The sequence below is a fragment of the Anabaena lutea FACHB-196 genome (assembly GCF_014698305.1).
Classification (GTDB): domain Bacteria; phylum Cyanobacteriota; class Cyanobacteriia; order Cyanobacteriales; family Nostocaceae; genus Anabaena; species Anabaena lutea.
Map to the genome: position 1 here is coordinate 98,128 of NZ_JACJST010000006.1, position 13,514 is coordinate 111,641.

A 13,514-nucleotide genomic window follows, 5' to 3' on the forward strand; every position below is an offset into this window, starting at 1 on the left:
GGGCGGGGTTTCCCCGCCCTTTTAACCGACGGGGTTTCCAAATTTAAATTATTTATTCGTGAGGCTTGTGACGGTTTTCAACAAACTCTCACGCAAAGAAGGAACAGGTATGAAGTTAATAATTTCCGTCGCGAAAGCATTAACTAATAACTTGCGGGCATTATTTTCATCAATACCGCGACTTTGCAGGTAGAATATTTGATCATCTTCCAACTGACTGACAGTAGCACCGTGAGCGCATTTGACGTTATCAGCAGTAATTTCTAATTGAGGTTTGGTGTCAATTCTCGATTTAGATGATAACAGCAAATTGCGGTTTAGCTGTGCTGCGTCCGTTAACTGTGCGGGTTTGGGGACAAAAACCTTACCATTGAAGACACCATGAGCGCGATCGCCTATAATGCACTTATGTAACTGTTTGCTCACACCATGAGGATAATTTAAAGATAAAGCACTGTGAGTATCAGCCAATTGATTATCAGCAATCACAGTTAAACCATTTAGCGTCGTTTCCGTTTGCTCACCAGTTTGTAAAATCTCCAAATTGTGACGTGATATTTTTCCACCAACTGTCACCGCATTACAATGATAACGACTATACCGCGCCTGAGTTACCGCAGTTTTGCCAATATGAAAAGCTGCTTCACCTTCCCGGACAATTCTATTGTGACTCACCTGGGCATTTTCATTTACCCAGATTTCCGTAACGCTATTAGTAAAGTAAACTCCATCATTTTGTGAACATGAAACATACTCTTCAATTAGAGTTGCTTGGGAATTACTTTCAGCTACTACTAAAACGCGCGGTTGGGAAATAGTCGCAGTTTCACCAGCAACAGAAATAAATAGTAAATGAATGGGATTTTCAACCACCACATTTTTACTAACCCATACCACCGCGACATCATTTAAAGCCGCAGTATTAAGAGCAGTAAAAACTTCCTTTGCTCCCTCAGCTTGAGCTAAATATTCCCGAACAACCTCACCAGGTAAAACATCCAAATTACCAAATTTTAAACCAGAAGGTAAATTTTCAGTATTAGATAAATTAGGTGAGTAAACACCATTTACAAATACTAACCGCTGAGAAACTTCAGGTAAAACAAAATCATCTTGTAGAGACAATTCATGAATTGTCTCTACATTATTGAATGTTACCTGTTTCAGAGGTGATAAATCAGTAAACCGCCATTCTTCTTCGCGGGTATTGGGGATAACAGAATGACGAACCCAATTAGCAGCACTGTCACGAAGTTGTTGTAACCAACCATCTGATTTTTTGGTAGTTACCCGACTTAATAAATCACTCAAAAAAGCATCTCTATCTAATAGAGACTCAGGAATAGAAGTAAGAGAAACTGGAATAGACATTACACACCCACTCCCAAAGCTTCTTCTAGAACCCAATCATAACCGCGAGATTCTAACTCTAACGCCAACTCCTTACCACCACTTCTAATAATTTGTCCCTGTGCCATAACATGAACAAAATCAGGAACAATATAATCAAGAAGACGCTGATAGTGAGTAATCATAATTGTGGCATTTTCGGGACTTGTTAACTGATTAACTCCATTAGCGACAATTTTCAGAGCGTCAATATCCAAACCAGAATCAGTTTCATCTAAAATCGCCAACTTTGGTTCTAAAATCGCCATTTGCAGAATTTCATTCCGCTTCTTTTCCCCACCAGAAAAACCCTCATTCACACTGCGGTTAAGAAAAGAAGAATTCATCTTCACAATCTCCAACTTTTCCTCAACCAAATCATCAAAATCGAAAGCGTCAACCTCTTCCAAACCTTGAGCTTTGCGACGAGAATTATAAGCCACCCGCAGAAAATCCAAATTACTCACACCGGGAATTTCCAAAGGATATTGAAAAGCTAAAAATACACCACTTCTAGCCCTGTCTGCTGCTTCCATTTCCAAAAGATTTTGTCCTTGAAAAACCACCTCACCACCAGTAACAGTATAAGCTGGATGTCCCGCCAAAACCTTAGAAAACGTACTCTTACCAGAACCATTAGGTCCCATAATCGCGTGAACTTCCCCAGCGCGAACATCCAAATTCAAACCCTTCAAAATTGGAGTACCATCAACATCAGCAGTCAAATTCTTAACCGACAAAATCAAATCACTATTCTCAATAATCATCTTTTCTTCCTCTATTTCTCTGTGCCTCTGCGTGAGACTTCTTAACCCACACTACCTTCCAACTTCAAACTCAACAACTTATCAGCCTCAACAGCAAACTCCATAGGAAGCTGATTAAAAACATCCTTACAGAAACCGCTAATCATCATCGAAATAGCATCTTCCGAAGAAATACCACGTTGAGCAAAAAAGAATAATTGATCCTCACCAATTTTAGAAGTAGAAGCTTCATGCTCAACCTTCCCAGTATTATTCTGAACTTGAATATAAGGAAAAGTATTAGCTTGAGCATTATCACCAATTAACATCGAGTCACATTGAGAATAATTTCTCGCACCTTTTGCAGTAGGATTAATCTTCACCAAACCCCGATAACTATTGCTTGATTTACCAGCAGAAATTCCTTTAGAAATAATTGTGCTGCGGGTGTTTTTACCAACGTGAATCATCTTACTTCCAGTATCTGCTTGCTGCATATTATTTGTTAATGCAACTGAGTAAAATTCACCCACAGAATTATCACCAACTAACACACAACTAGGATACTTCCAAGTAATAGCAGAACCCGTTTCTACTTGAGTCCAAGAAATCTTAGAATTTACACCTTGACACAAACCCCGCTTAGTTACAAAGTTGTAAATTCCACCTTTACCATTTGCATCCCCAGCGTACCAGTTCTGCACAGTAGAATATTTAATTTCTGCATTATCTAATGCTACCAATTCTACAACCGCCGCGTGTAGCTGGTTGCTGTCGTACATGGGGGCTGTACAACCTTCTAAATAGGAAACATAACTTCCTTCGTCGGCGACAATTAAAGTCCGTTCAAATTGTCCTGTATCACCGGAATTAATGCGAAAATATGTAGACAATTCCATTGGACATTTTAAGCCTTTGGGAATATAAACGAAAGAACCATCGCTAAACACAGCCGCATTTAAAGCAGCAAAATAATTATCAGCAATAGGAACAACGCTACCCAAATATTTTTTAATAAGATCTGGATGTTCTTGCAGGGCTTCCGAAAAAGAACAGAAAATTACGCCATCTTTGGCAAGTTTCTCTTTATATGTAGTGGCGACAGAAACACTATCAAAAATCGCATCAACAGCAACGTTAGTTAATCGCTTTTGTTCATTTAAAGGAATACCCAATTTTGCGAAGGTTTCCAATAAAGTGGGATCAACTTCATCTAAACTGTTGAGTTTTGCTTTTTTTTGTTTCGGTGCAGAATAATAAATAATATCCTGATAATTAATAGGCGGATATTGGACATGAGACCAAGTTGGTTCTGTCATTTTCAGCCATTGGTGGTAGGCGCGGAGGCGATACTCCAACATGAATTCCGGCTCATTCTTTTTGCTGGAAATCAGGCGAATAACATCCTCATTTAGCCCACGGGGGATAATATCGGCTTCAATATCGGTAACAAAGCCGTACTTGTAAGGTTGGTTGACTAAGGTTTTGACAGATGCGCTCATCGGTTCTCTTGTGTTCTCTTTAAAGGACAGGCGACGGGTTCCATGAAGCTGATTCCCGTTTTGTGTTACCGATTGCTAACAGGACTGCTAGAATAGGTTTAATGACTAAAACAACTCGGCGGTTGTTTAATCTAATTTCATTGTACGATAGATTAACAACAACAATGTTGTTTAAGTCAAATTTTCAGAAAAAAAGTTTTTTATTTTGGGACGTTTGCGAAGCGTCTAGTAGAGAAGATGGCGACTACCCAGCAGACCTCAACTAAGCAAGATATACTACAATATCTATTGAAACACTCACAAGCAACGGCTCTTGAACTGGCGGAAGTATTAGAAGTCAGTCCCCAAGCTATTCGCCGTCATTTAAAGGATTTAGAGACGGAGGAGCTAGTTCTTTATTCGGTATCAGAACAACCGAGTATGGGCAGGCCGCAGCACGTTTATCAATTGAGTCGTGGGGGAAGATTACACTTGCAGAAAAGCGCTAACCGCTTAAGTGACGGTTATGGCGAGTTTGCTGTTTCTCTCCTGGACACTTTAGCGGAAACTGTGGGACGTGAGCAAGTAAAATCTATTTTACGGAAACAGTGGGAACGCAAAGCTCAAGAATATCGGAAACGGGTGGGTAATGGTTCTTTGCAGGAACGAGTGGCAACTTTGATAGAATTGCGAAAGGCTGAAGGTTTTATGGCGGAGTTTCACGCTGTTGAATCAGATGCTAGTGGTGCAGAAAGATTCATTTTTGTGGAACATACCTGTGCCATTTCTGATGTTGCTGAATCTTTTCCTAGCGTATGTGGTCATGAATTAGAAATGTTTGCGGCTATTTTACCAGATTGTACTGTAGAGCGTACCCATTCGCTGATTCATGGTGAACATCGCTGTGGTTATTTGGTTCAAGAAAGTCTCCCGCAAAGTTGAAAAGTAGCAAAGTAATTTTTATGGATATCGCACCTAATCAATCATCAACTCAATTTTTATCTCTGGAAGAATCAGCCCAAGTTGATGCGGCTTTGTTATCTTCTCCTGAAAAGTTTTTAACTAGACTGACTATTTCTTCTTTAAGAATTTTACAACATATTGCTCAAGAGAATCAGGTAAAAATTGAAGATTTAACCACACAAGAAGTCATTGCCTGGTTTGAAAAAGATGCCAAGATTAGAAGAGAAGAAGGGGTTGAAACTGCATACCTAAAGTGGTAGAAATAATCAATAAACTATGACTAGAAGGCGAGTTTTTATTAGTCCATACTTCGCTACATTGGGATTAGTAGGACTATCTCTAATTAGTTGTAATTAGTTGTAGTTTTGCTGGTAATCGCAGTCAATCGAAACAGGAGGCGAAAACCATGAAATTAGCAAGTAGCGCTTTTACAAATAATGGCTTAATTCCTGCTCAATATACCTGTGATGGTGCAAATGTGTCCCCACCTCTTAACTGGGATGAAGTTCCACCAGAAACACAAAGTCTAGCATTAATTGTTGATGACCCAGATGCACCTGAACAAACATTTGTGCATTGGGTAATTTATGATATTTCCCCCTCAGTAAACCAACTACCAGAAAAAATCCCTGTGGGACAAACTATCGCTGGTAGTGGTGTACAGGGAGCAAATGATTTTGGCAATTTTGGTTATGGTGGTCCTTGTCCACCCAGCGGAACCCATCGCTATTTTTTCCAAATTTATGCTTTAGATAAAAAGTTGAGTTTAGCTGCTGGTGCTAGTAAATCCCAAATCATAACTGCCATTGCAGGTCATGTTTTGGCGAAATCAGAATTAATTGGACGTTATAAACGACCCTGACATCAAATAATCAAGTAAAAAGCACCCTTTCCAGGTGCTGAACAATTAATTAAGCATTTTTAATTTTTCAAAGGATTCGTTAATGATTGTAATTATTAGTCCGAGGTGTACGAGCGCCAGCAACGGCACCTATGAGCGCAGTAGCTAAACCTAATAAAGAACCAAGGACGTACCACCACAAGGTTCTAGAAGTTGCAGCAGCAATTTCACGAGCTTGTGCAGCAGTTAACTGAGGTATATTTTGCGGTATAGGAGAACCCGACTGCTGTGCTTGATTTATCACGTCTCCGGCATTAGCAGCAACAACACCGAAAGCACCGGTTACCCCCGTTGCTAATAGCCATGAGCTAAGAGCCAATGTTGTTGCCCAAAGAATAGCACCGTTCAGGAGTGCTGTGTTGCGACTCATGGGTCCACAACCACGGGTTGTTACCCAACCACCAACAAATAAGGAAATCAATAAAGCAATAGTTGACCAAAGCCCTACATTACTGGCAACACCTGGTGTAATCGATCTAGGTGCTAATGAGTCAGCTATTCTACCTGCTCCTAGAGCGCCAAACAATGCACTCAAAATCAATTGTGTAGCTAAACCAACCAAGACACCAGAAATTATCGGACCCCAGCGAACACGATCATGATATTCACCTACTCGACTCGCAATCGTGGTCTCGGTTGGTATCATATCATCATTTACCCGATTTACGTATGACATAGTGTATTTTGTCCCTTGCTAGTTCAGGAAATTCTTTCAGGTATATTTATGCTTTATGTTTAAAAGTAAATTACTTTTTGTCAGGTTTTATATCTATCAATAGAAAGACTTGATCACTCTGTCGTTAGTAAGAATAATCACTTTTAAGTTAACTTATTTAAGTTTGATAGTATAACTAAACCTTGCAGGCATTTGATATGAAAAATATCAAAATTTATATCTTTAAAACTGCATTTTAGGTAAGAAAATATTCAAATATCCCAGCTTTTACTTAATTAAAAAATCAGGAAATTTTTAACGAATCTTTACAGCTGTACCTGTGGCAGTAATTAGTAATAAAACCCCAGATTGGTCAACATTTATAGTTCCTGTATCAATTTCAATGCCAATAACAGCATCTGCTCCTAAACGTTGCGCTCTTTGTTCTAGTTCTTCTAATGCTTTTCGCTGTCCTTGTTCAAATAGGCGCTCATAGCTGCCAGTACGTCCACCGACGATATCACGAATGCCGGCTAAAAAATCCCGCAGGAAATTGCTACCATAGACAACTTGTGCTGTCACAATACCCAAATATGAATTAATTACTGCGCCTTGAATTACGTCAGTGGTACTTAAAAGCATAAATTCACTTCCAAAATAGGGAGTTGCTAGGTCGGTTAGGTTATAAACTAATTATATAATCTATATTACACAAGACTTTTCAGCTTTTTGCCTGTTAAGAGTTCCCTGCAATAGACCATATATTCTAATTTTGCATTTTCCTGATGCAGATTGCCAGAATTGGTGGAACTTTTTGGATGTTATGGTGATCCTAATTTTTTGACACTACCACAACTTTAACTGCAATTGTTATAGCGATTCCCGCATTCGTGAGGTACTGTAAAAAAGATTTAACCGCAGATAAAAGAGGATAAACGCAGATGGACGCAGATAAATTAGTATATCAGCCCATTAGTAACGCAGTGAATTCAAAATTCAAACTAGTACAACACGGCGTAAGTTAAGCAACCATTAAAAATACTGAAAAAGCCTGTTTAATCTACTTTTTTAATTTTTAATTGTTAATTTTTAATTCCGAGAAAGCGTTACTAGTGATGACTCCAGGCTGATTTTTTCAATTCAAAAACTAGATTACACAAGCTTTTGAGTTGAATATGAGTGGGTAGTTACTTTGGCCACGCTGTACTAGGAAATGCTAATGGATAGATTTCCTAAATTATTAATATTTTCAAAATGTGAATAAAGACACTTTCCAAAATTAAATATTTTTGTTTTAATGTACCAAACAAAAACTTTACGAAACTTTAAGGAAATTTACTGTGTTCAAACCAACATCATTTTTAGTAACTTTTCTATTATTAGGATGTTTCATGACTACTAGTCCCTTGATAGCGCAAGCTGAGGTACTAGTGGCACAAGCCCGAAACCCACAGTTAAAGGAACTGTTAGAAGAAGGGAGGAGGCTAGTAGATACAGGGGATTATAATGGTGCGATCGCACTTTATCAGCAAGCTGCGAATATAGACCCCAGAAATGCCAAGATACATTCTGGAATTGGCTACTTATATGCCCAACAAGGGAATTTTCAATTGGCGTTAGCTGCTTATCGACGAGCGATCGCTATTGACTCCAATAATAGTGATTTTTACTACGCTGTCGGTTATATCAAAGGTAACTTAGGAGACACCGCTGGAGCAAAAGAAGCTTATCGTCGTGCTATTCAGCTAAATCGTGGCAATCTTAATGCCTATTTAGGTTTGGGTGTAACTCAAGCCTCTCTAGGAGACTATGAATCAGCTAAGTGGGCTTATGAACAAGCACTTAATTTGAATAGGAACAATCCTCGCACTTATGAGTTGATGGGTTCAATGTTCAAACAGCGACGACAAACACAACAAGCCAGCAGCGTCCTACAAAAAGCCCGCGATTTATATCGACGTAGTAATGATCCAGATGGAGTAGACAGGGTAGAAGCAATACTGCGAGAAATAGGCGGTTAATTAATTAAGCTTTGGTGTGTAGGAGTTTTAGGGTATGGGGTATAGGGAAAGAAGAAAAAAACTTACTTCTTGCTACTGACAAATGACAAATGACTACTAACTACTAACTACTCTAGCAATAGGCATTCGCCAACCAGTACCAAAGGCGCGGTCAGTGATTTTCAGTCCGGGAGGTGCTTGTCGCCGCTTAAATTCAGCCCGCGCTACCATTTGCAATACTCGATTGACAATTACTGAGTCATGACCGGCTGCAACTATCTGTGCTGCTGATTGGTGGTTATGAATCAGACGTTCTAAGATATCATCCAAGATTTCATAAGCTGGTAAGGAATCTTGGTCAACTTGACCTGGTTTAAGTTCTGCACTGGGTGCTTTGGTGAGAATATTTTGGGGAATAATTTCTGTCTGGTTATGAGAATTTAACCAATGACAAAGAGAATACACACGAGTTTTAGGGACATCTGCAATCACTGCTAAACCGCCATTCATATCACCGTAAAGGGTGCAGTAACCAACAGCCATTTCTGACTTATTACCAGTAGATAAGAGGAGATGACCAAATTTATTAGCGATCGCCATTAATAAATTACCACGAATTCGAGATTGAATGTTTTCTTCAGCAATACCAAACTCAGTTCCTGCAAATAAATCAGCCAACGTGTGATCAAACCCCTGCATTAATTCGCCAATCGGTAGAATATGAGTTTTAATTCCCAAATTCTCTCCTAAAGCCAAAGCATCACTAAGAGAATGTTGGGAACTATAAGGAGAAGGCATCAAAACACCAAAGACATTTTCCTTACCCACTGCCGCAGTGGCAATTGCCGCTACTAATGCCGAATCAACCCCGCCACTTAAACCCAAAACTACTTTAGAAAAATGACATTTCTGGATATAGTCTTTCACACCCAGAACTAAAGCCTGCCAAATTTCCTCATCTTCAGATTCATAAACAGATGAAATCGAACCTAACTGTAAATCGCGTTTTGTTCCATTAAATTCAACAACTAATAAATCAGATTCAAAACCCCTAGCGCGACAGATAATTTCACCTTGACAATTTAAAGCAAAACTGCGCCCGTCAAAAATTAAATCATCATTTCCACCAACTTGATTAGTATAAATTACTGGGTGTTTAAAATTTACTGCACTATGTTGCAGCATCGCTTCTCGTAACTTTTGCTTACCTACAGTGTAGGGTGATGCTGATAAATTTACAATTAAATCTACACCTAAATTTGATAAATCAGCAATGGGATTAACTGCATAACTACGTTTACCCCAAAAATCCTCATTATTCCACAAATCTTCGCAAATAGTTACGCCAATATTTATATTATCTAAAGTGAAATAATTAGCTTGTAACCCAGGTTGAAAATAACGGTTTTCATCAAATACATCATAAGTCGGTAAAAGTCGTTTGTGAAAATATTGTTTAACTTTCCCTGCTTCTAATAAAGCAATGCTATTAAATAAATTTTTCCCTCCTGTAATATGTGCCTCTGTATTTTTAACAACAGTTCCTACTAACACAGCTAAATTAGCAGGTAAATCCTGAGCTAATTGTTGTAATGTGATATCCATTGCCTCTATAAAACTAGGATTTAGTAATAAATCCCTAGGTGGATAACCACATAAAGAAAGTTCTGGTGTTAATAATAAACGGACATTTTCTGATGCTGCTTTTTGCGCCGATTCCAGAATTTTTTGGGAGTTACCGAGTAAGTCACCAATGATAGGATTAAGTTGAGCGATAGCGATTTTCATATTAGTAATGTGTAATTAAATTATTAAAAATTATTACTCCCTTTCTTTCTTCCTTCATCTTTCCTTCTTCCTATCCCTACGGGACACTACGTGAACGCTTCGCACCTTCGTGGTTCATTTAATCCGTATTTTTATAGTAAAAAGAGAGTATCTTAACTTTCCCCCAATCTAAATTAAATAAACACCAAAGGCTTATCCTTAAAAGGTGCAAAAGCCGCAGCATTAAATTTATACAAACTAGCGGGACGACCAGCACCTCGTGATACTTTAATGCCGGTATCGCATAAAAAACCCAACTTGAGTAAACGCGCTCTAAAATTAGAATAATCAGAGAAATGTTCCCCTAAAACAGTTGTGTATAACTGATATAAATCATTCAAAGTAAATGTTTCTGGTAATACATCAAAAGCTACAGGACTATATTCTAATTTGTTTTTTAGTCGTCTGTGTCCATAAGTAATAATTTCATTATGGTCAAATGCTAATTTAGGTAGTTGCTTGACAGGATACCAAGCAATACCAGCAACTTTATCAGCGATTAATTCTGCTTCTTCAAATCGGACTAAAGCAAAGTAACTAACTGATAAATAACGCACACCATAACTATGAATATTTTCCCTGGGGTCACGATTTGGTCCACCAAAAGTATAAAGTTGTTCTAGATAGAGATTATGGACTTTAATTTTTTCTGCCATAATGCGATAAGCTGCATCTTCTAAAGATTCTCCTTGACGCACCAAAGTACCAGGAAGACTCCAAGAATTTAAAAATGGTTCTTGCTGTCGCATTACTAACAGCACTAATAGCCGATTTTGGGCAGTATCTACAGAAAAAATTACATTATCTACACCAACTTTGAAATCAGCCAAAGGTTGTTGATTTGTCGGATTGAAAATCTTTTTATGGTGGCGTTCTGGCATTTAAACGTACAAATGCTGTTGATGGATATAAGCAACGACATGGGGTGTCAGGGTTTCGGGATCTTTTTGTTCACGAAAAGCCGTGGAGGAGACATCTAAACCGGTTAAACTAGCGATCGCAATTTTTCCTCCTAGCTGTTTGACTCCTTCTAAACTAGGATAATCTATTACATAACCTGGTCGGGGAATCACCAATAGCTGCACTTGTTTTAACAAATCTTTGACATTATACCAGCGTGGTAATTGATGCAATAAATCTGAACCAATTACCAAAGTATATTCGGCATCATCACCCCAATATACTTTAGCTTTTTCTAAAGTTTCCAGTGTTCTCCAACTACTTAAATCTTGTTCTAAAGTAATATTTTGTTTTGGGGCATCTATATCTGTAATTAGGAGTTGTAACATTGCTGCCCGATGAGGTAAAGGTGTTTGTTGAGACTTAAAAGGATTATCCGCAGCCCAAACTGCCACCCAATCATAACCCTCAGACAACCATTTGAGAATTTTCTGATGTCCAGCAGTTGGTGGATCTGCACTTGTACCAAATAAAGCAATTCTCTTCATTTTATTTTGCGCCATTTACTTTATTTGCTGTTTGTTTTTTCGTCTCTTCCGCTAACTTCTGCAAAGCATCAGAAATCTCCACTTTCACAGAAATAGAATTTTCTAATCTTCGTGTTTCTTCTGGTAAACTTGCTACAGAAGCCGCCGTCCGTTGACGAATTATGGCTAAACTTTCATCTGGTTGTAATTGTTTACCTTCTTTCATTACTAACTTTAATACAGGTTGTTCTGTAACTGAACTTTCAGCAACTAATCCCAATCTATCAGCTTGTAACTTACTTCCTGTAAATGAGCGAAAAATTTGCTTTTTCCCTGGATAAGTAAATTTACCACTAGACTCTTTCATCACTGGAATACCATCAATATCTACAAGTTTATAAACTCCATTCACTGGTGTACCTGTAACTAGTTTGGTTCCTATTCCATAACTATCAATTTCCGCCCCTTTGGCTTTTAGTTTGGCAATTTCCCATTCATCTAAGTCACCACTAGCGAAGATTGACACATTTGGTAAGAGCGATCGCACTTTTTTTGATAAAGTTACTAAATCCCCAGAATCTAACCTCACCCCGCTTAATGTCATTTCCCCAGATTTAACCTTTTCCGCTAATCTTTGAGCCGCCGCAACCGTATCATATGTATCAATTAACAAAGGCGCACCAGGAAAATATTGATGAAATGCAGTAAAAGCCTGTTCTTCACTCCCTTCTAAAGCTGACAAAGCCATAACTAAAGCGTGTGCCATCGTACCACTTGGTTTTTCACCTAGCTGTAGCGCTGCTAACACATTGGAGGTGGAATCTAACCCCCCTGCTAAAGCTGCCCTCGCTGCCCATAAAGAAGCTTGGGGACTAAAAGCTCTTCTTGTACCAAATTCTAAAAGTGTTGCTTTTTCTCCAGCAATATCACGCAATCTTGCTGCCCTAGTAGCAATCAAAGTTTGATAATTGAGAGTATTTAATAAATACGTTTCTACTAACTGTGCTTGCCAAAGTGGTGCTTCTACTCGTAATAATGGTTCATTAGCAAATATTGCTGTTCCTTCTGGTACTGCCCACACATCTCCAGTAAAAGCGCCCTCTGTTAATAATGACCAAAAACGCTCAGGTGTATGAGTAAAAATTCCCGTAGCTTGCAAAGCCGCAATTTGCGCGGAATTAAAGCGGAATTTAGCCAAATATACCAAAGCTTGCGCCAACCCCATAGCAATTAAATAGCCAAAACCTTCAGGTAAGCGCCTGACAAACAATTCAAAGCTGGCTCGTTTTTGTTCTATACCTTCACCTGTGTAACAAGCTGCCATTGTTAGCTGGTAAAGGTCAGTCAGTAAGCTGTAATCCTCTACACTGAGATTTAGTTCTGGATGATAGTAGCTTTTCTGTACATAGTCCACGTTGGGAAAGGTTGTCATGAGAGAGCGTCCTACAAAGAGTGCTTCTTTTTATTATGGTAGAACTTACCATAATTAATGTCAAGCCTTGGTGTAATTAATAGTCAAAAATGCCATGAAGACCTATGTCTACAGGACACTAATCTGTAACTAGCTATTAATTTACATTTCTTAATAGTGATTAAAAATAATTTAACTGCGTATTCTTTGACAAGACATCCGTAGGGTGTCTATATCTGCGGTTAGCACTATTACGGATTACGAATTATTTTTTATCCGATAAATATAGGCAACAGACAGTTCTAGAAATTGTTCCACTTTTTGTTCAAAGGGAGTATGTTGACTTCTCTATAAAATAAAATAAAGTATTGCAAAGACATCTAAAAAAACATTGCGGATATTATCAATATATTGCAAATATGAGCAGTTGGAAAATAACGGAACTACAGTATAGACATCGCCACTCAAGCGAATAAAAAAGGGGTTTCAATATTATGGCTATCTTCAAAATTCTGGCTAGTATAACTCAGTTTATTTCTGAAGCGGTAATTCGGATTTTTGGACCTAATGATGATGCCTATCCTATAATTGGTTTTCAACCTTTTACGGGTGATCCTTACAAGAGAGGTAGGGCAGAGTCTTGGTAGATATTTACTTAGCAATAATTAACATTTTTAGAAGTGATAAAAATAAAGGCGTGAGGACAACTTTCAC

General features: G+C 38.4%; 13 protein-coding genes and 1 pseudogene. 5 read left to right on the top strand and 9 right to left on the bottom strand.

Features of this window, described 5'->3' with window-relative positions; translation table 11 throughout:
• Positions 1–48: 48 nt before the first annotated feature.
• The 3 genes from sufD to sufB are packed head-to-tail and all read right to left on the bottom strand — an operon-like array spanning position 49 to position 3,637.
• Positions 49–1,371 (bottom strand): Fe-S cluster assembly protein SufD, encoded by a 1,323-nt coding sequence (sufD, locus tag H6G59_RS08670; RefSeq protein WP_190713440.1) that lies wholly within the window; start codon positions 1,369–1,371, stop codon positions 49–51.
• Positions 1,371–2,156 carry a Fe-S cluster assembly ATPase SufC gene (gene sufC, locus H6G59_RS08675; RefSeq protein ID WP_190713442.1) on the bottom strand — a complete coding sequence of 262 codons (786 nt, stop codon included), beginning with the start codon at positions 2,154–2,156 and terminating at the stop codon, positions 1,371–1,373. The genes sufD and sufC overlap by 1 nt, the downstream gene beginning before the upstream one ends.
• Positions 2,157–2,197: 41 nt before the next feature.
• Complete coding sequence (gene sufB, locus H6G59_RS08680; RefSeq protein ID WP_190713444.1) at positions 2,198–3,637, bottom strand: Fe-S cluster assembly protein SufB; 1,440 nt, start codon at positions 3,635–3,637, stop codon at positions 2,198–2,200.
• Between the two features lie 237 nt (positions 3,638–3,874).
• On the opposite strand from sufB, the gene sufR reads away from it, so the two are divergent.
• The 3 genes from sufR (at position 3,875) to H6G59_RS08695 (ending at position 5,441) form a co-directional block, all read left to right on the top strand.
• Positions 3,875–4,558, top strand: a complete 684-nt coding sequence (sufR, locus tag H6G59_RS08685) for an iron-sulfur cluster biosynthesis transcriptional regulator SufR (protein ID WP_190713446.1) — start codon at positions 3,875–3,877, stop codon at positions 4,556–4,558.
• Between the two features lie 20 nt (positions 4,559–4,578).
• Complete coding sequence (locus H6G59_RS08690) at positions 4,579–4,839, top strand: hypothetical protein (protein WP_190713448.1); 261 nt, start codon at positions 4,579–4,581, stop codon at positions 4,837–4,839.
• Positions 4,840–4,985: 146 nt separating this feature from the next.
• A complete protein-coding gene (locus H6G59_RS08695) occupies positions 4,986–5,441 on the top strand; it encodes a YbhB/YbcL family Raf kinase inhibitor-like protein (protein WP_190713449.1) in 456 nt (151 codons plus the stop codon).
• 79 nt (positions 5,442–5,520) lie between these two features.
• Here the strand turns inward: H6G59_RS08695 and H6G59_RS08700 are convergent, their stop codons facing one another.
• Together H6G59_RS08700 and H6G59_RS08705 are read right to left on the bottom strand one after the other, a co-directional pair.
• Positions 5,521–6,156: a hypothetical protein gene (locus tag H6G59_RS08700; protein WP_190713451.1), complete on the bottom strand. Its 636-nt coding sequence runs from the start codon at positions 6,154–6,156 to the stop codon at positions 5,521–5,523.
• A 294-nt stretch (positions 6,157–6,450) separates the two neighbouring features.
• A complete protein-coding gene (locus H6G59_RS08705; protein ID WP_190713453.1) occupies positions 6,451–6,777 on the bottom strand; it encodes a YbjQ family protein in 327 nt (108 codons plus the stop codon).
• 698 nt (positions 6,778–7,475) lie between these two features.
• On the opposite strand from H6G59_RS08705, the gene H6G59_RS08710 reads away from it, so the two are divergent.
• Entirely contained in the window at positions 7,476–8,156 is a 681-nt protein-coding gene (locus tag H6G59_RS08710) for a tetratricopeptide repeat protein (protein WP_190713455.1), read from the top strand.
• 96 nt (positions 8,157–8,252) lie between these two features.
• Here H6G59_RS08710 and H6G59_RS08715 read toward each other — a convergent pair whose 3' ends face one another.
• The 4 genes and pseudogenes from H6G59_RS08715 to H6G59_RS08730 all read right to left on the bottom strand — a co-directional run bounded on the left by H6G59_RS08715 (position 8,253) and on the right by H6G59_RS08730 (position 12,821).
• Positions 8,253–9,923, bottom strand: coding sequence for an NAD+ synthase (locus H6G59_RS08715; protein WP_190713457.1), 1,671 nt, complete (start codon positions 9,921–9,923; stop codon positions 8,253–8,255).
• Between the two features lie 173 nt (positions 9,924–10,096).
• The gene (locus H6G59_RS08720; RefSeq protein WP_190713459.1) at positions 10,097–10,843 is read right to left on the bottom strand and encodes an NUDIX hydrolase; all 747 of its coding nucleotides are present in this window, start codon (positions 10,841–10,843) and stop codon (positions 10,097–10,099) included.
• Positions 10,768–11,410: pseudogene (locus H6G59_RS08725) on the bottom strand (nicotinate-nucleotide adenylyltransferase). Before H6G59_RS08725 ends, H6G59_RS08720 begins: the two are co-directional and overlap by 76 nt.
• 1 nt (position 11,411) lies before the next feature.
• Positions 11,412–12,821 carry a nicotinate phosphoribosyltransferase gene (locus H6G59_RS08730; protein WP_190713461.1) on the bottom strand — a complete coding sequence of 470 codons (1,410 nt, stop codon included), beginning with the start codon at positions 12,819–12,821 and terminating at the stop codon, positions 11,412–11,414.
• 473 nt (positions 12,822–13,294) lie between these two features.
• Between H6G59_RS08730 and H6G59_RS08735 the strand changes: the two genes are divergently transcribed.
• Entirely contained in the window at positions 13,295–13,447 is a 153-nt protein-coding gene (locus H6G59_RS08735; RefSeq protein WP_127054761.1) for a nicotinate phosphoribosyltransferase, read from the top strand.
• Positions 13,448–13,514: the final 67 nt, after the last annotated feature.